Raw genomic sequence first — 22,782 nt, forward strand, 5'->3', positions numbered from 1 at the left:
ATAAATGATATTTTCTCAAATGTTGAGAATCAGGAGGCGCTGTAAACTGGGTTTCATTGCTTGTTTTAAGTGGTGAAATAGATTAAATCCCTGGCTAGAATAAACAAGAGGAAGAAATAATCGAAGTTAGTAAATGCTTGGGTGTTGTTGTGTTTAGAGAAATCAGTGTAAGCTTGTATCAAGTTCAATAAACAGTTAAATAATCACCAGATAGTGAAAATAGCGCCTTATGTCAATTATTGCGCTCAGAGCATGGTATGTTCAGGATTATGAACCGATCGCCCAATTAGAAAAACGCCCGCCAGACATTCGTCTTAGTAAAAAAAGTCTATTGCGATCGGCGTTACGTGCAGATTTTTTAGAAGATAGCGATATAGTGAAAAAATCTGTTTGGTTTGAGCGTTATCTGGAAGGAGAAAATATTGAATTTTATGTTGAAGGTAGTGGTGGTTATTGTGTAGCTAATATTGACTTGATCAGTCATGAAATTTATTTCACCAAACAAGCATTATTAGCCCAATTAGACCCAACTATTTTTTTATGCTATCAAACTGAGTATGGCGCAGCAAGTGATGCCCTGCGAGAGGGATTGCAAAAAAGCTTAGAAATTTTGAATATGCGATCGCGCCTGCCTTTAACATTGGTAGAATCTTATAGACCAAGCGATGGAACTCTGCGGTTAAATCGAACTATGATGCGAAAAATCCGTAAGAGTCTGTTGTTTATTGCTGACACTACACCTATAGCCAGCATCGATGGTAAAGAAAATCAGCAATTAATTCCTAGTCCCAATGTTTGCATAGAAATTGGTTATGCAATCCAAAGTAAACGCTCGGAACAAATTTTGTTAGCACAGATGCAGCGCCCAGAGTTAGAAGGTAAAATTCCTTTTGACTTACCTACGCAACAGATTCTGCAATTTAAAAATAGTACAGAACTCAATAAAATGCTCATCAAAGCATTAGAAATTCAGTTAGCACGGTTTAAGCTATTTTATTGAAGTTCTCTCTATATCTACAATTAGCTCTCGACTTTCTGTTGTATTGAAATTGCTATACTGCACAAATTCACTCTGCAAATCTATATTATCAGCAACTTCAAATGATTGCCTAAAATTATCAGCCTGTTTTGCTTCTATCCTGCGCTTAATTAATGCCCTAATCGGCACATCAACTATTATATTAAATAAATATTTACTGGCAATTAAAAGCTTTCCATCTCTAAGAAGAAGCAGTATTTGATGAAATGAATGAACTGCTTCTCTGTAATAGTGCTGATAGTAGTCTTCTTCAATTTTATGTTTCAAGATAATACAGTAAATAGTATATTGAATCCCAATTAACAAAGACTGATAATACTTCAAAATAGAACCATATTTAGCTTTTTCATAAAGATAATTGAGGTCTCCTCCTAACCCTCGCCATGCTCTATTTTTAGCAGGAGCTTGGTAATGATTTGCCTTGGCTGTGGGAATTTTAATAATTTTTCCTGGTTCGCGTTGCACTCTTCGAGCAAATTCATGCTCCTCGCAACAATAAGTTTTGAAATATCGAATATTAGTATCAAACCGAAAATGCTTGGCAACTATACGTCTTAGAGAAAATAGGCTACCAGAGCCAAAAGTGAGTTCATTGCTATCACATGAACTATGGCATTGATATACTCCTCCCCAACCAAATAAAACTTCAGCATCTTGCAGATATGCTTTAACAATTTCATCTAAACAGTCAGGAAAAATACTAACATCATCATCACAAAATACAATAATCTCTCCTTGGGATTGTTTTAAAATTCGATTTCTTGAATAACAAATGCCTCGATTTTTTTTATTACGAAAAAACTGTAATCTCTTTAACTTTTTTTTGTACTCATGCAATACATCTTGAGTTTGATCAGATGAGCAATCATCAATAACAATAATTTCATAGTTGGAATATGTCAGCATTTCTAATGCAGCAAGACAGTGCTGATGCAAACTTGCGGCTCTGTTGTATGTCGAAATTCCAAGCGTTACTAATGGTTGAGACATATCCACTTCTGTGTATTTTGAAATCACAAAAAATTGCCAATAGAGGTATTATCAACATCATAATAAACGCCTCTGAAACAAATAGCTGGAAATTCTGGCTAATTCCAGCGCTGGCTAACCTACTCCAATAGTTTCACGATTGTGTGGCTTTAACATAAATGCCATATCAGGGCCACTCGGCACAATCCCACCAGGATTAAGTGGGAAAAGATTACCATAATAATCTTGCTTGACACTTTCTAAATCACAAGTGCCTGCAACACTTGGTAACTGATATAATTCGCGCAAGTAGGCTCCTAAATTGGGATAGTCTTGAATGCGGCGACGGTTACACTTGAACAACCCATAATACACAATGTCAAACCGAAACAGTGTGGTGAATAAACGTACATCTGCTAAGGTAACGTGGTTGCCACAAAGATATCGGCTGGTATTTAAGGCTGCATCAATTTCATCAAGAGTGGTGAACAGTTCATCACAAACTTGGTTGTAGGCTGCTTGAGTTTGGGCAAAGCCGCAACGATAAACACCATTGTTCACACTTGTGTAAATCTTTTGGTTCCACCAGTCTATTTTCTCTTTTAGTTCTGCTGGGTAGAGATTCAATGTGGGATTTGTCGCAAACTCATTAAATTCTGAGTTCAGTATGACAATAATTTCGGCACTTTCGTTATTGACAATGGTTTTGGTTTGTTTGTCCCATAACACGGGAACTGTACTGCGCCCAGTGTAACCCGGTTGGGCAAGCTGATACAATTCAGCCAGAGTTTGACAACCTTCGTCTTCGCTGGTAAATACCCAACCTCCAGACTCCGCAGAAGGTTCAACCGTGGTGACTGAGATAACATCTTCTAGCCCTTTGAGCGCCCTGACAACTAGTGTGCGGTGCGCCCAAGGACAACCTAAACCAACATAAAGTTTGTAACGTCCCGCAGCTGGTTGATAAATATTTCCTTCCGCTGAACTAACAACATTTCTAAACTGGCTGTCGGGACGAATATATTCTCCTGATTTATTGCGAGGGGCGAGTCGGGACATCATAATCTGCCAAAGAGTTGTCCAGACAAATTTACCCAAACCGATGATGAGCTTTGGCGGCAAAGATTTGCCTTTTTTTGGAGTTTTTGTGTCAGTCATAGTTGAGAAGGAAGCAAATGCACTTATGCTCAATTACAACTCTATTGTCGCGGAAAATTTAATTATCATCTTCAGTGCAGACTAATTGTCCTTGTTTATATGCTTGCCTGAGAGCGATCGCTTCTGCCACAATATGCTGGGCGCTCAATCCTTCTTCATCCATCATGCGTTGCAAAGTCACACCAGTCTGTTCTGAAGATTCATGAATTGGCGGAATTTGACAATATCTCCCCCCATTTTTTGTCCGTCGCCAAATACTAGGTTTTTCCGATTTAGTTGTTTTAGGGGTACGCTGCTGTTTAATTAAAAAACGCACACTCTCTTGATTGATAATGCTTAAATCCAGTAACCGATTGATGACTTGTTGGTACTTTTTGCTATTTTCTGCCAACTGATATATGGTTCTTGGCTCAACTTGGGCGACATCTTGAGGTGAAAACTTCGCAAATGCTGCTGCTATCTTGAGATAGCGCTTTTCTTCACCTTGCCAACCATGATCTAAAAGTAGCTGTTTATAGTCTTGTAAAGACAACTGTATTTTTTGTTCTGCTAACCAAAAGGCATGATGCAATATTGCCTTAGTAACATCAGTGAGCCTTTGAAAAGCTAAACTGTCGATTTTATCATTCTTTGGGTGATTAGCTTTGTGTTCAGAAGATTGCTCAAACTTCGATTTAGTGATGGTTTGAGAATTCACTTGGGTTGCAACTATACCCTGTAATGGTGTCATCATAGTTATTGATATCGTTTAAACTTCGCGTCAGCAACGCATCGCTCAGAGGTCTATCGCTAGAACAATTGTACTACTAGAATCTCCATAAAAAACCCCAAACATACTTAATTTTGGGGTAAAGCTGTGGAACCTTGATAGGGTGGGATTTTTCCGGCGAAAGTTCTTTATCAACTCTGATGAGAAGTTAACTTTTTTAACCAACTATCTGCTTCTGCGTAGAATTTAAACTTCCTCTCATCAGTGCGAAACTGGGTGGTGTGAACCATTCGTTTACCATTTACCCATTTTGTGCCGTGGTGCTTATGCAGTAATTCGTGATACAAAACAAACTCAGTAACAAACTTGGGTACATTAACATTATCAAGGGTTGTACTCATAACTACCCGATCTCTCGCTGGTTCATAATGTCCAAATTTACGGTAGGTTTTGATTTGGCTCCATGTCAGCCGCGGTTTGACAAGATTAGCCGCAAAGTATTCATGGTTGAGTTTGTCAAACAAGTCATTTAAATTATAAAAATTACCTTGAGGATTTTCGGCAATTACATCAGCAATTAAATCCAAATTTAGGAGAACGGAACTATATTCTTCCAAACTAGCATATTCTCTAATCAGTCTAGTGCTTTCTGGATTTTTGCCCAATAGCATACATTTTACTAATGCTTGCAAGACTTCTTCAGATGCACTAATAAAACCTTCATTTATCTTCAATGAAACAGCTTTACTAGACTTTTTACCTTGGTATAATCCGGCTAAATTAATAAATTCAATCATGACTACAACTGAATCTTGTCCTTCTAAAGAGAGAATTTCTTGAGTCATTTGTCGCACATGGTAAGTGCTAATTAGGTGAAGCTTTAAGTTTTGTTCTTCTGTGAGAAATTTGCACCAGGAATAGATTTTACGAGATGAATTAGTCAGATTTGCAGGGGTGATTTGCAGATTAGCACAAATATGTTCAATTGTGGCTACTATGTTGTTTAAAGTATCAGTTATTTGTTGATATTGGGCAGTATTTGGCGTAGGAGTAGATGCTAGATGGAAAATATTTTTTAAAATATGATTTTGCTGAACTTTGATATTTTTAATGCTGATAGTCTCAACTTTCATGAGATGTTAGAGAATGAATAATGTTCAGATTTTAACTGAAGAATTTTTATCACTAGCAATAATATGAATATCAATATTTTTTAATAAGCGCACTAGTTTTTGGGTTAACGAGCCTTTAAGGAGAATTTGCCAGCGAGATCGCTGACTTTCTCCAATGACAATTTGAGTAATGCGGTATTTTTCAGCAACTTCGGCGATCGCCTGGGCTATGTTACCATTGGTGACACGCAGAAAAGTCCCGGCAAATTCTTGACAGAGCTTTTCACAGTTGTGAATATGTAAGCTTTCATCCTTACTTAAGAAGCGTTCAGGATCAGCGACAAACACAACATACAGTGGTGCATTCATGTAATTAGCCAGTCTCGCACCACGTCGCAGTAATTGTAAGGAATTTGGGTAAGTAGATATACAGACTAAAACTCGTTCATGAATGTTACAAAATTGTCCATTTGGTGTAGAAGCGATCGCATCTTCTTCAATGTTATCTGCTACCTCTCGCAAAGCCAATTCTCGTAAAGCAATCAAGTTGCGGCGCTGAAAAAAGTTATCTAAAGCTTGTTGAATTTTGGGTTGTGCGTAAATTTTCCCTTCTAACAACCGTTCTTGCAGAGTTTCCGGTGTAACATCTACTACAACTACTTCGTCAGCCGCTTCTAAAATTCTATCTGGAACCCTTTCTCGAACAACTACCCCAGTAATTCGAGCTACCAAGTCATTGAGACTTTCTAAATGCTGCACATTCATTGTGGAGTAGACATCAATACCCGCAGCCAAAATTACTTCTACATCTTGGTAGCGTTTCTCTCGTGGGGAACCAGGGACATTGGTATGGGCGAGTTCATCAACTAAAACCAATTGAGACTTAGAGCCATAGCTGCTTGTGGGTAGACATCGCTGTAAAATTGTCTCTGTATCCATTTCCGTCAGCGTCAACCCACCTCTAGAAATTTCCTTACGGGGAATGATTTCTAACCCTACGGCTTTTTCTGCCGTATCTTTACGTCCGTGGGTTTCCAACAGTCCAATAACTACATCAATTCCTTCTTGTTTGAGCGCATTTCCTTCTTCTAACATCCGATAGGTTTTACCAACACCCGGAGCCATCCCAATGAAGATTTTATGTTTACCTCGACGTACTGGATAAGAAGAATTGATAGCTGCACCTGAATTAGTGTTATCTAACATGATGGCGTGAGTTGATAGCAAAAAGTTGAACAAACACTCCGCGTTACTCTGCTTTGAAAAACATAGTTTATTGATTCAGCTTACGATTGATATCTTGCAAATCCAGTGCATAATTCAAGCGGAGAATATTAATTCCTGGTTCGCCAAAAATCCATAAAAATCTGCCATCAGTAAACTTATTCAGTAAAGGTATGATGTCATCTTCTTTGATACCACGAGCATTAGCGACTCTGGCTATTTGTTCTCTGGCGGCTTTTAAAGAAATATGTGGATCTACACCTGAGCCGGAGGTATAAATTAAATCTTCAATTGGTTGAATACTTTCTTCTTGGTATTCATTGGCTTTTTCAATCACGCGGTTGAGCAACTCTGGGTTACTAGGAGCAAGATTACTACCACCAGATATCCCATTTGGTTTAGCCTTTCTGCCTTGGCTATATCTTACTGTGCTAGGACGACCTTGAAAATAGCGATCGTCAGTGAATATTTGACCAATCAACGCCGAGCCAATAGGTTTGTCATCTATATTCAGCATGACGCTCCCATTAGCTTGAAAAGGAAATAAACCTTGACCGATTACCAGGATAGCTAAAGGATAAATTAGTGCCGTTAGCAACCACAATATCAAAGTTATACGAATTGCTCTGAGAGTTTCTCGAAACATTACCATAAAAAGTGCTGAGGATTAAATTTATTTTTTAGAAACGTTCTGGTTGAAAAACTACAATCAATAAGTAAATTATCAGCCCTAAAATAATCGCTCCTAAAACACCATACGCCCAAGTAAATTGAATTTGTAATGTGGTATTAGTAGCTGCATAAACTCCGCGAGAAATTCCTAAATTGAGAACAAGTCCAATCAGAATTCCCAATACCAGTTTTTGTTTACGCCATTGTGGCAAAATATAGGCGATCGCCCGCATTAAATTTATCGGCTCGTTATTCATATTTATCTGCAACTTTCCCCTAATAACAGGGCAAAAAATAAATTTTTTTCTTCTTTTACTTTTGCCTTTTTACCCTTCGGGTTCGCCACTTGCTTTATGCCGGGAAACCCGTCCACCGCAGTGGCTCACTTTTGCCTTTTTACTTTTTTTGCCTTTCTAAGCCAGCCCTACTGCTGTAATCACCAAATCTAATAGCTTAATCGCAATAAACGGTGCAATCACGCCACCTAAGCCATAAATCAAAAGATTGCGTTTGAGTAATTGATTAGCTGTCAGCGGTCTAAATTTCACACCTTTTAAAGCTAAAGGAATTAATGCGGGAATAATCACAGCGTTGTAAATTAATGCTGATAGCACAGCGGAATTTGTGCTAGTTAAATTCATAATATTCAGACTTTGCAGGTTAGTGGCTGCAAAAATTACCGGAATAATTGCAAAATACTTAGCAATATCATTAGCAATAGAAAATGTTGTCAATGCCCCACGGGTAATTAACAGTTGTTTACCAATACTGATAATATCGATGAGTTTGGTAGGGTCAGAATCTAAATCTACCATGTTGGCTGCTTCTTTAGCAGCTTGAGTACCAGTATTCATCGCCACACCAACATTTGCCTGTGCCAATGCGGGAGCATCGTTAGTCCCGTCGCCTGTCATGGCGACTAGCTTGCCTTCAGCCTGTTCTCGTTGAATGACGCTGATTTTATCTTCGGGTGTGGCTTCAGCAATAAAATCATCCACACCAGCTTCTTTAGCAATCACCGATGCGGTAATATGGTTATCTCCAGTGAGCATAACAGTCCGTACACCCATCCGACGCAATTGGGCAAAACGCTCACGAATGCCTGGTTTGACAATATCTTTGAGATAGATCACACCATAAATTTCTAGATCTAAGCAAACTCCTAGAGGTGTACCCCCTTGTTGAGAAACTCGTTGGTATGCAGCATCTAGTTCTGGGGTATCTCGGCCGTTGCGGGAAAGAACAAATTCTTTAATCGCGCCAACTGCACCTTTGCGGGCTTCCCGTCCATTGACTAAATTTGTCCCACTCATCCGGGTTTTGGCTGAGAATTCCACGGCTGCGGCTTGGTGGGGATCAAAATCTAATCGTGCGCCGAATCTTTCTGCAAGTCGCACAATGGATTTACCTTCTGGTGTATCGTCAAATATGCTGGCTATTAGGGCGATATAAGCCAATTCCTGCGTAGAATGACCGTTAACCGGGATAAATTCTTCAGCTAAACGGTTGCCGAGGGTAATCGTGCCGGTTTTATCGAGAACTAATGTGTTGATATCGCCGCAGGCTTCCACTGATCGTCCAGAGGTAGCGATAACGTTAAATTGAGCGACTCGATCCATCCCTGCAATACCAATGGCGCTGAGTAAGCCGCCGATGGTTGTGGGGATCAATGCTACTAATAACGCAATTAAAACAGGGATGCTGACAGGACTTTGAACGTAGTAGGCAAATGCTGGTAAGGTAGCGACAACAAACAGAAATATTAAGCTTAATACTGCTAGTAAAACTGTGAGGGCGATTTCGTTGGGTGTTTTGCTGCGTTCTGCACCCTCTACTAAGGTAATCATCCGATCAATAAAGCCTTTGCCGGGATCAGCTGTGACGCGGATGATTAACTCGTCAGAGATGATGCGTGTTCCACCTGTAACGGAACTAGCGACATCTGAACCTGATTCTTTGAGAACTGGTGCAGATTCACCCGTAATTGCAGATTCATCCACTGAGGCGACACCCATAATCACTTCCCCATCAGCAGGAATGATATCGCCAGCAACGATATATACGTTGTCACCTTGTTGGAGACTAGTGGAAGAAACCTCGCTAATTGAGCCATCGGCGGCGAGTTTTTTGGCGATGGTTTCTGATTGTGTCGATCGCAACGCATCGGCTTGGGCTTTACCTCGTCCTTCGGCTACGGCTTCGGCAAAGTTAGCAAACCAGATTGTAAAAAACAATATCCCAGTGAGGATTCCGTTGAACAGTTGCGGATTTCGCTGTTGGGTAGGGCCGAATAAGTTGGGATCAATGGTAACGGCGAAGGTAACGAGTGTGCCAATCCACACCACAAACATCACCGGATTTTTGATAGCTACTATGGGATTTAGCTTAATAAAAGCATCCCTAATTGCCCTGGTGTAAATTACTTGATTATTTATTTTGGCTTTTTTCCGCACTTGGCGGCGATCGCTCGGACGCGTTCTTGGTGTTTTTGATTTTGGGGTAGGTGCAACTGGATTCATATATTCAGTAATGCAAGAGAGGAAGAAGGCAGGAGGCAGGGGGCAGGGGGCAGGAGGTAGGGGAAGCAGAGGAAGAATTATTTCTTGTTTCTAACTCCCAACTCAGCACTTTTCTAACTGCCAGATGCTAGTTTAAATCCTTCGGCGATGGGGCCTAGGGCTAAAACGGGAAAAAATGTCAACACGCCTAAAATCAGTACTATGCCTGCTGTAACTGTGGTGAATAGTAATGAATCGGTTTTGAGTGTTCCTGCTGTTTCTGGTGTGACTGGTTTGCGAGACATATTATCAGCTAATAGCAAGATGGCAATAATTGGGATATAGCGCCCAGCCAACATACTCAACCCAGTGCTTAAATTCCACCACAGGGTATTATCATTTAGTTTCTCTAAGCCGGAACCGTTATTAGCTGCGGCTGAGGCATATTCATAAACTACTTGAGAAATACCATGAAAGCCTGGGTTTGTAATTCCTGAGAGGGAGAAAGGATAAGCTAGGGCGATCGCGCTGGGAATTAAAATCATCATGGGGTGAATCAACAGCACAACGCTGGCGAGGATGATTTCGCGCTTTTCAATTTTGCGTCCTAAAAATTCCGGTGTGCGTCCCACCATCAACCCCGTTAAGAACACGGTGAGAATTAAGTAAATTAACAAGTAAGCTATACCTGTACCTTGTCCTCCCCAGATTATTTGCACAAATAAATTAAATAACGTCACAAATAATCCTTGAGGCATGAGAGAATCAAGCATTCCATTAACTGCACCAGTCATTGTGGCGGTGGTAGTCACTGCCCACAGTGCTGTTTGTATGACTCCAAATCTGACTTCCTTACCTTCTAAATTCGGCAGTTCTACTCCCAATGTGCCGTTAACAAGGGGATTTCCTTGCAGTTCGCCACTGACTGTTACCCAAACTAAAATCACAAAAGCGGTAAATACCATCCAAAATAACAGCCAAGCTTGTTTGAGATTTTTGGCAAACATCCCGTAGGTGAATATCAAGGCTGCGGGAATGGAAATCATGGCGATGAGTTCGATTAAGTTAGACGCGCCATTGGGATTTTCAAAGGGATGGGCGGAATTGGCTGCAAAGAAACCACCGCCGTTCTCACCCAACATTTTAATCATCTCAAAGGACGCGACAGGGCCTCTGGCTAGATATTGTGTGCTGCCCTCTAGAGTTTCCACAATCAATGGGTTATCTAGGGTTTGCGGTACGCCTAATAACACGAGAGCGATCGCCCCAACTACCGAAATTGGCAGTAATATCCTGGTAATGCCACGAATTAGGTCAACATAAAAGTTACCCAACCTTTTACTAGTCAAACCACGAATAAAGGCGATCCCCACCGCCAATCCTGTACCAGCCGAGGTGAACATCAAAAAGCCTAAAGCTGCTACTTGGCTGAAGTAACTCAGGGTTGTCTCTGGGGTGTAGTGTTGTTGATCAGTGTTGGTGACAAAAGAAATGACAGTGTGTAGTAAGGTATGCCAACGCGGGGCAAAAAAGCCATTGGGATTCCAAGGTAAAAATCTTTGATAATGTATCAAACCAAAAACTAAAATCCCCATAACAAGATTGCTGGCAAGAATCGCCCGGATATATTGCCAGCCTGTCATATCATCTTTTCTGTTAACACCTGCTACCAGATAAATGCTGTGTTCAATTGGGTTCATTAGGGGATCAAGCAGCGTTCTCGCTCCCATGAACACACGCGCTATGTATCTTCCCAATATAGGGGCGATCGCTATGACAAAGCACAGCGTCAGTCCGATTTGTAAAAAACCTTGTCCCATTTATTTTGCGCTCAGTTTAACTTAATACTCGCAAGCTAATTATTTTCGATATATTGTGGATTTCCACTTAAAGTATGTAATCTATGTCTCAAGATAGAGAGACATAATGTTTTACTTCTGGCTCCCGAATTCTGCTATAAGAGTGAACTATTTGACGATGAAATTGTGAGCAATTTGGCAATATTTTATTGAGTCTCAATACATCTATCTAGATTTACTCTGTTTATTCACTACAATTTTTTAGTTACTTTTTAAAGTTTCTGTCAAGAGTATTTAAAATTTAATATTAGTTACTGTTTGTGGTAATGATCAGGCTTGTTTATGTAATTGCACTAATTTAACAGTAGTTGAGTATACTAATTCCCCTTAAATATGGAATGCAGATAAACGAAAGATTGAATGGTGATGGTGGCAGAAAAATTGACGAGAGTACATCTTCAATCCAATTTGTGGATATTGATTCCAACTAATCAAGCTCAACAGCAGTGACAGGATTTATCTGTGTACTCCATCCCCAACTACTACAATAAACATATATATCCGAATATTTTGACTAATTTGCTTTATGTCAGTTTTAGCAGCGATCGCCGTCTTGGCTGTTTTAATTTTGGTACACGAACTGGGACACTTTGTAGCAGCACGGTCTCAAGGCATTTATGTTAACCGCTTTTCTTTGGGTTTCGGCCCGGTTTTGTGGAAATATCAAGGAACGGAAACCGAATATGCTGTCCGTGCTTTTCCCTTGGGTGGCTTTGTGGGCTTTCCTGATGATGACCCAGATAGTGAAATTCCCCCCAACGACCCGAATTTGCTGCGTAACCGTCCCGTTTTAGATCGGGCGATCGTCATCAGTGCAGGAGTAATAGCAAATTTAATATTTGCCTATTTAGTGCTAGTTATCCAACTGGGTATTGTTGGTATCCCAGAAAAGTTCAACTATCAACCCGGTGTGCTTGTTCAACCAGTTAATGAACAATCCATTGCCTATCAAGCCGGCATTAGAGAAGGTGATATTGTTTTAGCAGTTAATGGTCAAGAACTTCCTGCTTCTGACCAAGCCACTGCTATCTTGACCAAAGAAATTCAAACTCATCCCAATCAGGAAATTGCTCTCAAAGTTCAGCAGCAAAATCAACAAGTTTCCCTAAAATTAACCCCAGCACAAGGCACTGATGGTAAAGGTCTTGTTGGCATTCAACTAGGGCCAAATGGTAAACCCATTTTTCGTAAACCTAATAGTCCTTTCGAGATTTTTGGTATTGCTGCTAATCGCTTCCAACAGTTATTTATCGGTACACTCAACGGTTTTGGGCAGTTAATTACTAATTTTCAACAAACCATCGGTCAAGTTTCAGGGCCAGTTAATATCGTCAAAGTTGGTGCAAAATTAGCCGCTGATGACAGCACGAATTTACTATCTTTTGCAGCGATTATTAGCATTAACTTAGCCATTATCAATATCTTGCCTTTACCAGCATTAGACGGCGGACAATTAGCTTTTCTATTGATTGAAGGTTTGCGCGGTAAACCCTTACCTAGCCGTATTCAAGAAGGTGTAATGCAAACTGGTTTGGTGCTACTTCTTGGCTTAGGCATTTTCTTAATAGTCAAAGAAACCATCCAATTAACTACTCAGTAGAAATGGTACAAAATTAAGGCGCTCAGACTCAAGTCTGAGGCTAACCAAACCAAGCCTGCTTGTGCAGGCTAATTTATTTTTTAGTTACTAATTTCTGAGTAAATAGGCACTTATTTTTTAGGCGTTGCTGATTAGTTGGATGATTTTTATCTTTCGCAGAGACGCAGAGGGGCGGAGAATAAGAGTTTGAGAGATTGAACTTTTAATTTTCATCCTCATATTCAGCAGTGCCTTTTTTTACTTTTGCCTTTTTACTTTTGCCTTTTACCATGACCACTACCCGCAAATCTCCCTCAAAAAAACAACGGGCGTTAGAAATTCTCCATCGCCTGAAGCATCTTTATCCAGATGCAACTTGTTCATTAAATTACTCAACACCTGTACAACTACTAGTTGCAACAATTCTCTCCGCTCAATGTACAGATGAGCGTGTCAATAAAGTTACACCCAATTTATTTGGTCGTTTTCCCGATGCAGCTAGTTTAGCCAATGCTGATTTAGCAGAATTAGAAAATTTAGTGCGTTCTACAGGGTTTTATCACAATAAAGCCAAGAATATACAAGCCGCCTGTCGAATGATTGTGAATGAATTTGGCTCGGTTGTGCCTAACCAAATGGAGCAGTTATTAAAATTGCCTGGTGTAGCACGGAAAACGGCAAATGTTGTTTTAGCTCATGCTTATGGGATAAATGCTGGGGTGACGGTTGATACTCACGTTAAGCGTTTGAGTCAGCGCTTGGGTTTAACTAAATACGCTGAACCAGTCAAAATTGAACAAGATTTGATGAAGTTATTACCCCAAGCAGATTGGGAAAATTGGTCAATTCGGCTAATTTACCACGGTCGCGCTGTTTGTAAAGCCCGTTCTCCTGCTTGTGGAGCTTGTCAGATGGCTGATTTATGTCCTACATCTGACAAAGTGATCACGATAGGCTAGGCAATATCAAGAGTATCCCTAGAATTGATTCGGACACTGTAGAATGGAAAATGCTGTCTTTATTTAGAATGTATGGCGAAGAAGAGTATGATTGAGCGCGAGAAAAAACGCGCCAAGTTAGTGGCTAAGTATGCCGAAAAGCGGGAAACTCTGTTGGAAGAGTTCAGACAGGCTGAATCTTTAGAAGAGAAGCTGGACGCTCATCGGAAAATTCAACAACTACCCCGGAACAGTGCGCCCAACCGTCGCCGCAATCGCTGTTGGGTAACTGGTCGTCCTAGAGGTGTTTACCGTGACTTTGGACTGTCTCGGAACGTTCTGCGGGAATGGGCGCACGAAGGTTTATTACCTGGAGTGGTTAAGTCTAGTTGGTAGTTATTGGTCATTAATCATTGGTGAGTCAGTGCGGTCTTCTCCCTTTGGGAGAGGCTAACGCCAAGGGGGTTTCCCCCATGAGTAACTGGCAAACCCGAAGGATCATTAGTCATTGGTTATTAACTAAAGACAAATGACAAAATTATTGACCACAACAACGGTCTATACCCAGACTTTCTAAGAGTAGATCGCTGACAGCGTTAGCGATCGCAAACTCTCCATAAAAACTTTTGGAAAAATCAAACGCCTGCATCTCTGTGACAATGGCAATTACCAGAGAGCCTAAGTCGTTCTCTCCTTCCATACGTTGACGCACAAAGATTTGTGCGGCGCGTTGAGCAATCTTTTGGTTGATTGCTTCGGGGATAAATTCTGTATCTAACCACCGCAACAAACGCTCTTGTAACCACTCACCTTCAAGGAGGGGATTGTTAGCTGGTGGTAGGGTGATGGATGGGATTGGTTGTGTCATTTTGGTAAACGCAGAGGGACGCTTAATATATCCCAGAGGAGCGCAGAGGATGGCGATCGCATCAAATTGCGTTCCTCTGAATTTTTTTATTTTTAGTTTGATCTATGCAATATGATATCGCTGCTATTATTCAAGGCTATGCTCAAGGCTATTTTCTCATGGCTGATGACGATCATGGCTTGGGTTGGTATGGTAGCCGCGATCGGACTTTGATTCCTTTAGATCAACGATTCCGCTATCCTAAGTCTTTGCAGCGTGTTTTGAATCAAGAACGGTTTACAGTGGCGATTAACCGCGATTTTCTGGCTGTTGTGGCTGGCTGCGCGAACCGGGAAACAACCTGGATATCAGATGAATTAAAAGAAATTTACTTTTTACTACATGAAGCAGGTTTTGCTCACAGTTTTGAAACTTGGCAAGGTGATGAACTCGCAGGGGGTATTTTAGGAATAGTCATTGGCGGTGCTTTCATCGGTGAATCGATGTTTTACCGCATTCCCGAAGGCTCAAAAGTAGCAATGGTCAAGTTAGTGGAAAGATTGCGCCAAAAACAATTTGTGCTGTTTGACGCTCAAATGATGAACCCGCATTTAGAACGCTTTGGCGCTTACGGTATTGGCGATGAAGAATATCAAACTTTACTCCAGAAAGCATTGCAGCGTCGCTGTTATTTGGTATAGAAATGTAGTGCAATAGCTACGTTTCTCATTATCAATTTATTAAAAAATTTGCATGGGTGCGGAACCTTATTGGTACTACACAGATTATCAACCTGATCTCAATGCAGCATTACAGAAGCTCCGCCAAAGAGAATTTCAAGCAGGTCGATATAATCCTGCAATACCATTGCTTGATTTTCCGATTACAGAAAATTCTCCTGCTCCTGGAGCGCAGCATATATCCATTGAAGCAGCACTAGAAGCCTCGGATGCAGATGGAACACGTTCAATTCTTGATATTCTTCGAGTTGATGATAGGCCATGTCCACTCTCAAGAGATGAGTTTGAAGAGGCGTTAGGAGGTGGAGAAGAATTTTATCAAATACTTGGTGAAGTTTTTAACACTGCTTTTCTACTATCTCCAGCAGAACTTATGACTTTATTCGGTACTGAGCAACCAACTCATGACATGATTCAGTCCGTACTTCTTGGTAACACTAATCCTAATGGCAAAAATCAATTTTGGCACAGTATTGATAGAGGTACGGCAAGATACATCATTGTTTATGCAGACAACCAGCCAAGTGAGATTTTCTTTGCTGGGTATTCTTTTGATTGATAAGTTTTTCTGTCTTTTCATAATAAAATTTATTGTTTAACAAACAAAAATTCCCACATGGAACTGTCTAATTTAGATGCAGGAACAAAAATTAAAAAATTTGCTGAGACTGTTTGTAATACCAATTCAAAAAATGTTTGCGACAGATAAGGCATTGAGGATGAAGTCATAACCAGTCAAAGAAGCAGCAATTTGAGGAGTGAGGAGAGCTAGGAGTTGAGCAACCTTGGTTTGCAGATGCTCGCCTGTTATCAAATAGCTCCCATTTCAAGTCTTGCTTGAGATATTCCCAAACGCGCTCTATGGGATTGAGTTCAGGAGAATGAGCAGGCTGGAACAAAAGAACAATATTCTCTGGAATTTGTAAACGTTTAGCTTGATGAAATAAGCCGTTATCAACTTGGAGAATGTTAAGTGATTTGGGATAACAGGCAGCGAACTCGTTCAAAAATTGTTGGTAGCATTCGGTATCAACATGAGAAAACTGCCAAAATAAACTTTCCCCAGTAAGTGGTTCAACTGCTCCATATAGCCAGAACGCTTTAAATTGCCACTGCCAATCACCAATAGGCTTAACTCCGGGAAGAGTAATTTTACGTCCTTCAATGGTTTTGAGTCCAAATCGACTCTCATCTTGTACAAAATAACGAATATTTTCGTACTGAGGCAAGATAATGGCACTGTATTGAGCAATTAATTGCAAGTCATCACCGAGTTTTTTTTAAAAGACTCTAGTTTTTCTTCGTCCTGTTTTCGGTTACGCGGACGTGGGACTTTCAGCTTGGCTTTGAGCCTGTAACGTGCCAGATGATGTACAGTTGCGTACTCAGCTTGCACACCCAAGGTTTTTTCTAACCAATGTTGTATTTGTGTGTACCGTTGAAACCCACCTTCTGGTTGTTCGAGTTGTTTTTTCAAACTCGATACAGCCCAATCTGGTATTGCTCTTTTTCGACCTGAACTCGTTCCAAATTCAACAACCGCCTCAATTCCTCCTTCTCGATAATCTGCCAACCATCGATGTACTGTAGCTCGATGTTTTCCCAAGATTTTAGCAATCTCACTTACACTCATTTCTTGCCCTTTAATCAGATATAGGGCTTGTATACGTTCTTTGCTCCGAGACTGTTTTTGATGTTTGAGCAACTTCTCTAGTTCCTCGACACTTTCTTCTATCTCGATTTGTGTTACCCCTACCATCACATACCCTGAATGCTACTTCTGTCTATTTTTACCATCTGTCGCATTCTTTTTTCAAATTGGTATAAGTATTGTGATTGGGCAGAAGGTTATAGTGATAATCCAGAGCAGGACATAATAACGGCTCGAAAGCTTTTAGCTGAACTTCATTTGGGTATAATTGATTTGCTTGAAATTGATTTACCTGATATGAATTGTGAGGAAGAAGTAGAAACTGTTCGTTCATCTTACGAATTAAGCAGTATTTATCAACGATTAAAGATATTGCCAATTGATAATTACTGGGATGTGTTTGAACCACTGAATCTAGAAGATAATCAACCTGTACTCAACAGTATTATCGATGATTTAAATGATATTTATCAAGACTTAAAGAGAGGTCTTATAATTTACAATCAGGCTTATTTTATGGAAGCATTATGGGAATGGTGTTTTCATTTTGAAATTCATTGGGGCGCTCATTTAGTGGGAGCGCAAAGGGCAATTCATAATTATTTTTCGTAGCAAGATTGATAGACAAATTAAATTTAAATGTTTACTTTAAAACCTTGTTCTAATCTCGTAAAGATGAACTGCGATCGCTAATTTATATAAAAGATTATTAGCGATGAAAAATCGGAACTAAAATCACTCCAGTAACCAGCTAAATAAATCTTCTACTGTTAAGCTTAAATCTTTAGCAAATTCTGGAACTGGTAACTTTGTTTCCGGTTCTTTATAAACATTAGTTGGTTGATTTGGCAAGTAAACAAACACAGATTTTTCTTTAGGATCAATTAACCATCCCATCTGAGTTCCATACTTGAGATAATGGAGAATATTCTTGATAACTTTAGTTTGACTTTGATCAGGAGATAAAATTTCAATTGTCCAATCTGGTGCAGTTGAGAAGACATTCGCAACCCCACCATTTTCTTGACGAGGTATTCTATCCCACAAAAACACAGAAACGTCAGGAACAATTGAGCGATTGCCAAATGTACAACGCAGTTCACAAAAAGCCCGCGCAATTTTTTGGGGTTTTACAACTAAATTAATTGCAGGTGCTAACTCTGTTTGAATTGCACTATCTTCTCCTTGTGGCATTGGTTTTTGAATAATACGTCCATCAATATATTCACTAGCAGGTTCTGTCTCTGGTAAATTGAGGAATTCTGTAAGAGTCAGAGTTTTAGCAGGGATTTGTACCATTTAATGCTTCCTTACAAAAGCTACGTTGTACTACTGCTCTTTGTTATTCTACAGATTAATATATTTGTTATTTATTTTTTGCGGAAGTCATAACCACTTTTACACTTTTTGTTCAGTCACCAAAGTTAGGCTTACCCATTCACCTTTATCGCTGTAAGTGCGAACCATACGCTGGCGTAGGTTAGGTTGAATTAACCAACCAACTTCTAAAAATAAGGGTTGACGTAATTTTACTTGCAATGGCGATGTTGCTGAAGCTCCGTTAGGTAATAATAAAATTTGTACTTGCTTTTGTGGGTCTTGGTCAAAGTGAATTATAGAACCTTTGATAGTTGCTGTTGAAGTGATGGTTCTTTGTCCAAAAGTCAAACTCTGGACTAATCGTCCAGTATCATCTAAATGTAATTTTAAAGTTGAAGAGAAAGTATCAGGCGATCGCCAGTCAGGATATATTGTAATTGCTTCACCGTGCCATTCTCCCAATAAATCATTTACGGTTAAGGGAGGATTCTCTACTGGTGCGGTTCCGGCTAAATGTTCTCTAATTAAAGTTAGTTTATCTAGCTGTCCGTTTTTATCAAATAACTGCACTAAACGTAAGCGGCGATTTTCATAAATTAAACCTAGTTCTGCACCAAATTCGGTAAATGGTGCTAACTGAATCGAACCTTGGGAAAAAGCACCATTTTCAAAGAATAGTATACTCTTAGCTAAAGAACTGTATTCTAAGACTAAATCTTCTTGTCCTTCACGGTGGACAATTTGACGCATAGTTTGGTTTTCGTTTAATCCTTCAAAGGAAACAACACTTTTAATATCTTCTAAAAGTGTCCCTGGGGGTGAAAATCGCGTGAATGAACCTTGCCATTCACCGAGATTTTGTAATAAGCATTCCCATTGAGATGTCATGTTATTTGTCCTTGGTCATTTATAGCAGGAGGCTGGAGGTAAAAGTTTTACTATGCCTGGTATTCGTGCTTTTTAAATGTCGTCACCTATAGTTCGACTGCTATATCATTTGTTATTTGTTATTTGATAAATATCATAGAGAACGCTTAACCATTGACTATTATTGACTAAGCCTTAGCAAATCGATGCACTGCAAATAAGCTGCCTATTAATCCTACCGTTGCACCGAAACTTAAGAGAATCAGAGGTAATAATAAGATTTGTGTGGGTGCAAGTTGCAAACCATTGGCAAGGAATTGGATAAACTCTGGTTGATTAGCGAGTAATTTGCCTAAAAATTGTTCGATGACGGAAATAAAACTCCAAGCGATCGCACCGCCAACTAAACCAAATAAAATTCCCTGTAAAATAAACGGTAGGTAAATCCAGGCGGAAGTTGCGCCTACTAGTTGCATAATTTCAATTTCGTGCCGTCGCGCCAAGACAATCAGGCGAATGGTGGTAGTAGTAACAGCGATCGCAGTTAAAGTCAAAATACTGGTAATTGTCAAAGTAAACCAGTTCAAACCTCGATGCAACTGAGCGATGCGTTTTACGGCTTCATCTACATACTGCACCGTATCAACTCCCCGCAATTTCGCCAGATGTGTGGCTAAAACTGGTACAGCTTGAGAGTTACGCGCTTTTACCTTCATCTCATCAACTAAAGGATTTTCCCCTAGCTGTTGAGTCGCACCGTCAATATCCGCAATTCTCAAATCTTTGACTAATTTTGTCCAAGCTTCTTCTTTTGTAACCGTTTGCATCGCCACAACTTCAGGTATTTTCACTACCAAATGTTCTATGCTTTTAGCGTCTATTCCTGGTTCTAAATATACGGAAACCTCTAACTGGCTACCAAATTGATTCAGGAGTTTTTCTACCTGCCACGAAGTTTGCAGACTCAAACCAAACAAAAATAATAACACCGCCACAGTGCTAACAGCAGCCCAATTCATCCAACCGCCACGTAATAATCCTAAAAAGGTTTCTTTGAGTAAATAGTCAAGTTTAGTAAAAAATTTGAACACAGACACCCCAACATTTAAAAAGTAAATCGTAATCACCCTTTATACTCGATGTGATTAAGTTTACCCATGTCATTCTCACTAATAAAGTGCTGAGTAAGAAACACTCAACACTTTTAACTCAGCACTCAGCACTCAATAATGCGTAGCCGACTTGCGATAATGCACCGCCGTCACACCATCTTGATTCAACACCTTACCGTTTTCCACAGTCGCATAAACTAGCCAGTGGTCGCCAGATTCCATCCGGTGCTGCACTTTACATTCTAAGTATGCTAAAGCATCAGCCAAAATCGGAGAACCATTTGTACTTTCTTCAATGGCGACACCAGCAAATCGGTCTTCTCCAGGGCCGAAGGGTTTGAGGAAATGTTTCATCAACCCTATGTGACTGCCCTCTTTGAGAATATTCAGGACAAATTCGTTACCTGAGTGGGTCAGTGGTTCTACTGCCCGTTCTTTAGCAACGGCAATAGTTAACCCTGGTGGATTAAAGCTGGCTTGGGCTACCCATGAAGCTAACATGGCGCTGGCTCTATCTTCTTGTTTGGCTGTCAGCACACACAAAGAACCAACAATGCGTCCTACTGCTTGTTCAACATTGGTGGCGGGGATACTTTGCGATCGCACTTTTTTGGCTTTCTTCAGTGCTTGAGCAAAGTCGGTTCCGGCTTCTTCGCACAATTGCAAGGTAGCATCATCTGGTTTAAACTTGACGCGGATGGTATCAAACCCAAAGCGATAGCCAGCATCTTTAAGTCGGCTTTCAATTAAATCGACCGCCTCACCACTCCAACCAAAGGAACCAAAGACACCAGCTAGTTTATTATTAGTTCCTGTAGATAACACAATCCCTAAAGCTGTTTGCACAGGTGTCGGTGCGTGACCACCTAGCGTTGGCGAACCCATGACAAAACCAGCAGATTTTTCCACAGCCGCGCGGATTTCTTCTGGTTCAGTAAATTCGCAGTTAATTGATTCTACCGCCACACCAGCTTTTGTGATGCCACGAGCGATCGCTTGGGCTAAGGTGGCAGTATTTCCATAAGCAGAAGCATAAATTAATGCCACTGTCAAGTCAGCCGAGGTTTGCTGTTGACTCCATTGGCGATAAGCTTTAGTCAGTTCAATTAAGCCGTAACGTACTAAAGGCCCGTGTCCTGTAGCATACAAACGTGCTGGAAAATCCGCGAGTTTGTCTAGTGCCGTTTCGACTTGCCGCGCGTGGGGAGCCATGAGGCAGTCATAATAATAACGGCGGTCTTCGTTAATAATTTCCCAGCCTTCATCTAATACTTGGTCGCCGCAGATATGCGCCCCAAATAACTTATCGGTGTAGAGAATTTCGGTTTGGGGGTCGTAGGTGCAGAGTTCATCGGCGTAGCGGGGGTTGGGTGTAGGAATGAATTGCAAGTTATGTCCCTTACCCAAATCTAGGGTTTCTTCCCCCCGCATCACAATCATTGGTAAGTCGGGATTTTCTAAAGCACCGCGTAAATTTATCGCCCCTGGGTTAGAACAAACAAAGGTAATTTGGGGTGCAATTTCTAGTAAAGCTTTTAAAGTCGCGGCGCGGTTAGGGTTGATGTGACCGAGAATGACATAATCAATCGCTGTCACATCAATACGCTGTTGCAACGCATCCAGATAAATTTGCGTGAAAGTTTCCCCAGGCGGGTCAATCAAAACTATTTTGTCAGCTTGAATTAAATAAGAGTTAGCTGTAGTCCCTTTAGCTAGGGCATATTCAATTTCAAATCTTAACCTTGCCCAACTGCGCGATCGCATTACAGTTGTATCTGTAGCAATGGGCAATACTTGTACATCACGAGGTTTAGTATCTGGCATAATTTTTGAATAACTTGTTTATTTTTAAGTATTTATTATGGATTAAACAGCAATTGCTACATATAAGTCCACAATTGCCGCAAAAGAGTACCTATTTTAATTAAAGCTTAATTTAGTTGATTAAATTTTCAGCATTTCTTATGAAGAGGATAACAAAATTAATTGCAGATATCTAGTACAACAAGGCAAAAGTCAAAAGTCAAAAGGAAAAAGAAAAAATCTTGATACCACAAACCTTTTAGCAATTCCCAATGGTCTGTTTATTTACGCCGGCCTGTACTAGCGATCACATCTTGCTGAGATTGGGATTTGCGAAAGCGATCGCCTATTCTTCCTGATGTTGCTCAAAATCAGCTAATATTTGTTTAATTTCTTCTGCTGAGATATCTTCTTGCTCAGATTTTGAGTAGATGGTTACTAAAATAATATTTGTATCTGTCTTGACATAATAAATTATTCGATACCCACCACTTTTACCTTTTTGAACATCAGTATTTTTAACTCGTAGCTTAAAAATTGTGTATCCAACTCCAGGTATTGGGTTTCCTGGTAATTCACCTGGTTGCAGCTGTTCTACAATTGACTGTACATCATTACGGATACTGCGTACTTCTTGGCTAGAATACGCAGGTTGCGTTGAAATTTAGCCGTAGCTTCAACTTAA

At 40.3% G+C, this 22,782-nt stretch carries 23 protein-coding genes and 1 pseudogene; 7 read left to right on the forward strand and 17 right to left on the reverse strand.

Annotated elements, in window-relative coordinates; translation table 11 throughout:
• Positions 1-229: 229 nt before the first annotated feature.
• A complete protein-coding gene (locus tag NOS7107_RS19760) occupies positions 230-1,000 on the forward strand; it encodes a hypothetical protein (protein WP_015114714.1) in 771 nt (256 codons plus the stop codon).
• On the opposite strand, the gene NOS7107_RS19765 is transcribed toward NOS7107_RS19760, so the two are convergent.
• The 9 genes from NOS7107_RS19765 to kdpA form a co-directional block, all read right to left on the reverse strand.
• Positions 989-2,029 (reverse strand): glycosyltransferase family 2 protein, encoded by a 1,041-nt coding sequence (locus tag NOS7107_RS19765; protein WP_015114715.1) that lies wholly within the window; start codon positions 2,027-2,029, stop codon positions 989-991. The genes NOS7107_RS19760 and NOS7107_RS19765 overlap by 12 nt on opposite strands.
• A gap of 114 nt (positions 2,030-2,143) precedes the next feature.
• Complete coding sequence (locus NOS7107_RS19770) at positions 2,144-3,166, reverse strand: glutathione S-transferase family protein (protein WP_015114716.1); 1,023 nt, start codon at positions 3,164-3,166, stop codon at positions 2,144-2,146.
• Between the two features lie 58 nt (positions 3,167-3,224).
• Entirely contained in the window at positions 3,225-3,899 is a 675-nt protein-coding gene (locus tag NOS7107_RS19775) for a hypothetical protein (RefSeq protein ID WP_015114717.1), read from the reverse strand.
• 167 nt (positions 3,900-4,066) lie between these two features.
• Positions 4,067-5,008 carry a hypothetical protein gene (locus tag NOS7107_RS19780; protein WP_015114718.1) on the reverse strand — a complete coding sequence of 314 codons (942 nt, stop codon included), beginning with the start codon at positions 5,006-5,008 and terminating at the stop codon, positions 4,067-4,069.
• 24 nt (positions 5,009-5,032) lie between these two features.
• Positions 5,033-6,193: a universal stress protein gene (locus NOS7107_RS19785; RefSeq protein ID WP_015114719.1), complete on the reverse strand. Its 1,161-nt coding sequence runs from the start codon at positions 6,191-6,193 to the stop codon at positions 5,033-5,035.
• A gap of 67 nt (positions 6,194-6,260) precedes the next feature.
• On the reverse strand, positions 6,261-6,863 hold the full coding sequence (kdpC, locus tag NOS7107_RS19790; RefSeq protein WP_015114720.1) for a K(+)-transporting ATPase subunit C: 603 nt from the start codon (positions 6,861-6,863) through the stop codon (positions 6,261-6,263).
• A 28-nt stretch (positions 6,864-6,891) separates the two neighbouring features.
• Complete coding sequence (locus NOS7107_RS19795; protein WP_015114721.1) at positions 6,892-7,140, reverse strand: potassium-transporting ATPase subunit F; 249 nt, start codon at positions 7,138-7,140, stop codon at positions 6,892-6,894.
• Between the two features lie 156 nt (positions 7,141-7,296).
• Positions 7,297-9,402, reverse strand: a complete 2,106-nt coding sequence (kdpB, locus tag NOS7107_RS19800) for a potassium-transporting ATPase subunit KdpB (RefSeq protein WP_015114722.1) — start codon at positions 9,400-9,402, stop codon at positions 7,297-7,299.
• Positions 9,403-9,515: 113 nt separating this feature from the next.
• On the reverse strand, positions 9,516-11,201 hold the full coding sequence (gene kdpA / locus NOS7107_RS19805) for a potassium-transporting ATPase subunit KdpA (protein WP_015114723.1): 1,686 nt from the start codon (positions 11,199-11,201) through the stop codon (positions 9,516-9,518).
• 565 nt (positions 11,202-11,766) lie between these two features.
• Here kdpA and rseP point away from each other — a divergent pair.
• The 3 genes from rseP to rpsN all read left to right on the forward strand — a co-directional run bounded on the left by rseP (position 11,767) and on the right by rpsN (position 14,153).
• Positions 11,767-12,840: an RIP metalloprotease RseP gene (rseP, locus tag NOS7107_RS19810; protein WP_015114724.1), complete on the forward strand. Its 1,074-nt coding sequence runs from the start codon at positions 11,767-11,769 to the stop codon at positions 12,838-12,840.
• 269 nt (positions 12,841-13,109) lie between these two features.
• Complete coding sequence (gene nth / locus NOS7107_RS19815; RefSeq protein ID WP_015114725.1) at positions 13,110-13,778, forward strand: endonuclease III; 669 nt, start codon at positions 13,110-13,112, stop codon at positions 13,776-13,778.
• Positions 13,779-13,850: 72 nt separating this feature from the next.
• Positions 13,851-14,153: a 30S ribosomal protein S14 gene (gene rpsN, locus NOS7107_RS19820; protein WP_044500173.1), complete on the forward strand. Its 303-nt coding sequence runs from the start codon at positions 13,851-13,853 to the stop codon at positions 14,151-14,153.
• 142 nt (positions 14,154-14,295) lie between these two features.
• Here the strand turns inward: rpsN and NOS7107_RS19825 are convergent, their stop codons facing one another.
• Complete coding sequence (locus tag NOS7107_RS19825; protein ID WP_015114727.1) at positions 14,296-14,625, reverse strand: hypothetical protein; 330 nt, start codon at positions 14,623-14,625, stop codon at positions 14,296-14,298.
• Positions 14,626-14,729: 104 nt separating this feature from the next.
• Here NOS7107_RS19825 and aat point away from each other — a divergent pair, with 104 nt between their 5' ends.
• A complete protein-coding gene (gene aat, locus NOS7107_RS19830) occupies positions 14,730-15,305 on the forward strand; it encodes a leucyl/phenylalanyl-tRNA--protein transferase (protein WP_015114728.1) in 576 nt (191 codons plus the stop codon).
• A gap of 52 nt (positions 15,306-15,357) precedes the next feature.
• The gene (locus NOS7107_RS19835) at positions 15,358-15,903 is read left to right on the forward strand and encodes a hypothetical protein (protein ID WP_015114729.1); all 546 of its coding nucleotides are present in this window, start codon (positions 15,358-15,360) and stop codon (positions 15,901-15,903) included.
• 166 nt (positions 15,904-16,069) lie between these two features.
• Here the strand turns inward: NOS7107_RS19835 and NOS7107_RS19840 are convergent, their stop codons facing one another.
• A complete protein-coding gene (locus tag NOS7107_RS19840) occupies positions 16,070-16,606 on the reverse strand; it encodes an IS630 family transposase (protein ID WP_083889664.1) in 537 nt (178 codons plus the stop codon).
• Positions 16,597-17,103, reverse strand: a complete 507-nt coding sequence (locus tag NOS7107_RS19845) for a helix-turn-helix domain-containing protein (RefSeq protein WP_044499669.1) — start codon at positions 17,101-17,103, stop codon at positions 16,597-16,599. Before NOS7107_RS19845 ends, NOS7107_RS19840 begins: the two co-directional genes overlap by 10 nt.
• A gap of 12 nt (positions 17,104-17,115) precedes the next feature.
• Between NOS7107_RS19845 and NOS7107_RS19850 the strand changes: the two genes are divergently transcribed.
• Positions 17,116-17,607 (forward strand): DUF5063 domain-containing protein, encoded by a 492-nt coding sequence (locus tag NOS7107_RS19850; protein ID WP_015114731.1) that lies wholly within the window; start codon positions 17,116-17,118, stop codon positions 17,605-17,607.
• 123 nt (positions 17,608-17,730) lie between these two features.
• Here the strand turns inward: NOS7107_RS19850 and NOS7107_RS19855 are convergent, their stop codons facing one another.
• From NOS7107_RS19855 to NOS7107_RS28015, 5 genes and pseudogenes are all read right to left on the reverse strand, one after another.
• A complete protein-coding gene (locus NOS7107_RS19855; RefSeq protein ID WP_015114732.1) occupies positions 17,731-18,294 on the reverse strand; it encodes a Uma2 family endonuclease in 564 nt (187 codons plus the stop codon).
• A 99-nt stretch (positions 18,295-18,393) separates the two neighbouring features.
• Entirely contained in the window at positions 18,394-19,203 is an 810-nt protein-coding gene (locus tag NOS7107_RS19860; protein WP_015114733.1) for a DUF3598 family protein, read from the reverse strand.
• Positions 19,204-19,370: 167 nt separating this feature from the next.
• Complete coding sequence (locus NOS7107_RS19865; RefSeq protein WP_044500176.1) at positions 19,371-20,273, reverse strand: ABC transporter permease; 903 nt, start codon at positions 20,271-20,273, stop codon at positions 19,371-19,373.
• A gap of 132 nt (positions 20,274-20,405) precedes the next feature.
• Positions 20,406-22,118: a diflavin flavoprotein gene (locus NOS7107_RS19870; protein WP_015114735.1), complete on the reverse strand. Its 1,713-nt coding sequence runs from the start codon at positions 22,116-22,118 to the stop codon at positions 20,406-20,408.
• Between the two features lie 325 nt (positions 22,119-22,443).
• Positions 22,444-22,748 (reverse strand): annotated as a pseudogene (locus tag NOS7107_RS28015) (type II toxin-antitoxin system RelE/ParE family toxin).
• Positions 22,749-22,782: the final 34 nt, after the last annotated feature.

This window comes from Nostoc sp. PCC 7107 (assembly GCF_000316625.1).
Lineage (GTDB): Bacteria > Cyanobacteriota > Cyanobacteriia > Cyanobacteriales > Nostocaceae > Nostoc_B.

Bases quoted from the DNA above. Each gene is read 5' to 3' on its own strand.
- NOS7107_RS19845 (WP_044499669.1), bottom strand. From the start codon at position 17,103: ATGGTAGGGGTAACACAAATCGAGATAGAAGAAAGTGTCGAGGAACTA.
- rseP (WP_015114724.1), top strand. From the start codon at position 11,767: ATGTCAGTTTTAGCAGCGATCGCCGTCTTGGCTGTTTTAATTTTGGTA.
- NOS7107_RS19870 (WP_015114735.1), bottom strand. From the start codon at position 22,118: ATGCCAGATACTAAACCTCGTGATGTACAAGTATTGCCCATTGCTACA.
- aat (WP_015114728.1), top strand. From the start codon at position 14,730: ATGCAATATGATATCGCTGCTATTATTCAAGGCTATGCTCAAGGCTAT.
- NOS7107_RS19785 (WP_015114719.1), bottom strand. From the start codon at position 6,193: ATGTTAGATAACACTAATTCAGGTGCAGCTATCAATTCTTCTTATCCA.
- NOS7107_RS19855 (WP_015114732.1), bottom strand. From the start codon at position 18,294: ATGGTACAAATCCCTGCTAAAACTCTGACTCTTACAGAATTCCTCAAT.
- NOS7107_RS19770 (WP_015114716.1), bottom strand. From the start codon at position 3,166: ATGACTGACACAAAAACTCCAAAAAAAGGCAAATCTTTGCCGCCAAAG.
- NOS7107_RS19795 (WP_015114721.1), bottom strand. From the start codon at position 7,140: ATGAATAACGAGCCGATAAATTTAATGCGGGCGATCGCCTATATTTTG.
- kdpB (WP_015114722.1), bottom strand. From the start codon at position 9,402: ATGAATCCAGTTGCACCTACCCCAAAATCAAAAACACCAAGAACGCGT.
- NOS7107_RS19835 (WP_015114729.1), top strand. From the start codon at position 15,358: ATGGGTGCGGAACCTTATTGGTACTACACAGATTATCAACCTGATCTC.
- NOS7107_RS19775 (WP_015114717.1), bottom strand. From the start codon at position 3,899: ATGATGACACCATTACAGGGTATAGTTGCAACCCAAGTGAATTCTCAA.
- NOS7107_RS19780 (WP_015114718.1), bottom strand. From the start codon at position 5,008: ATGAAAGTTGAGACTATCAGCATTAAAAATATCAAAGTTCAGCAAAAT.
- kdpC (WP_015114720.1), bottom strand. From the start codon at position 6,863: ATGGTAATGTTTCGAGAAACTCTCAGAGCAATTCGTATAACTTTGATA.
- NOS7107_RS19850 (WP_015114731.1), top strand. From the start codon at position 17,116: ATGCTACTTCTGTCTATTTTTACCATCTGTCGCATTCTTTTTTCAAAT.
- NOS7107_RS19760 (WP_015114714.1), top strand. From the start codon at position 230: ATGTCAATTATTGCGCTCAGAGCATGGTATGTTCAGGATTATGAACCG.
- NOS7107_RS19825 (WP_015114727.1), bottom strand. From the start codon at position 14,625: ATGACACAACCAATCCCATCCATCACCCTACCACCAGCTAACAATCCC.
- kdpA (WP_015114723.1), bottom strand. From the start codon at position 11,201: ATGGGACAAGGTTTTTTACAAATCGGACTGACGCTGTGCTTTGTCATA.
- nth (WP_015114725.1), top strand. From the start codon at position 13,110: ATGACCACTACCCGCAAATCTCCCTCAAAAAAACAACGGGCGTTAGAA.
- rpsN (WP_044500173.1), top strand. From the start codon at position 13,851: ATGGCGAAGAAGAGTATGATTGAGCGCGAGAAAAAACGCGCCAAGTTA.
- NOS7107_RS19860 (WP_015114733.1), bottom strand. From the start codon at position 19,203: ATGACATCTCAATGGGAATGCTTATTACAAAATCTCGGTGAATGGCAA.
- NOS7107_RS19765 (WP_015114715.1), bottom strand. From the start codon at position 2,029: ATGTCTCAACCATTAGTAACGCTTGGAATTTCGACATACAACAGAGCC.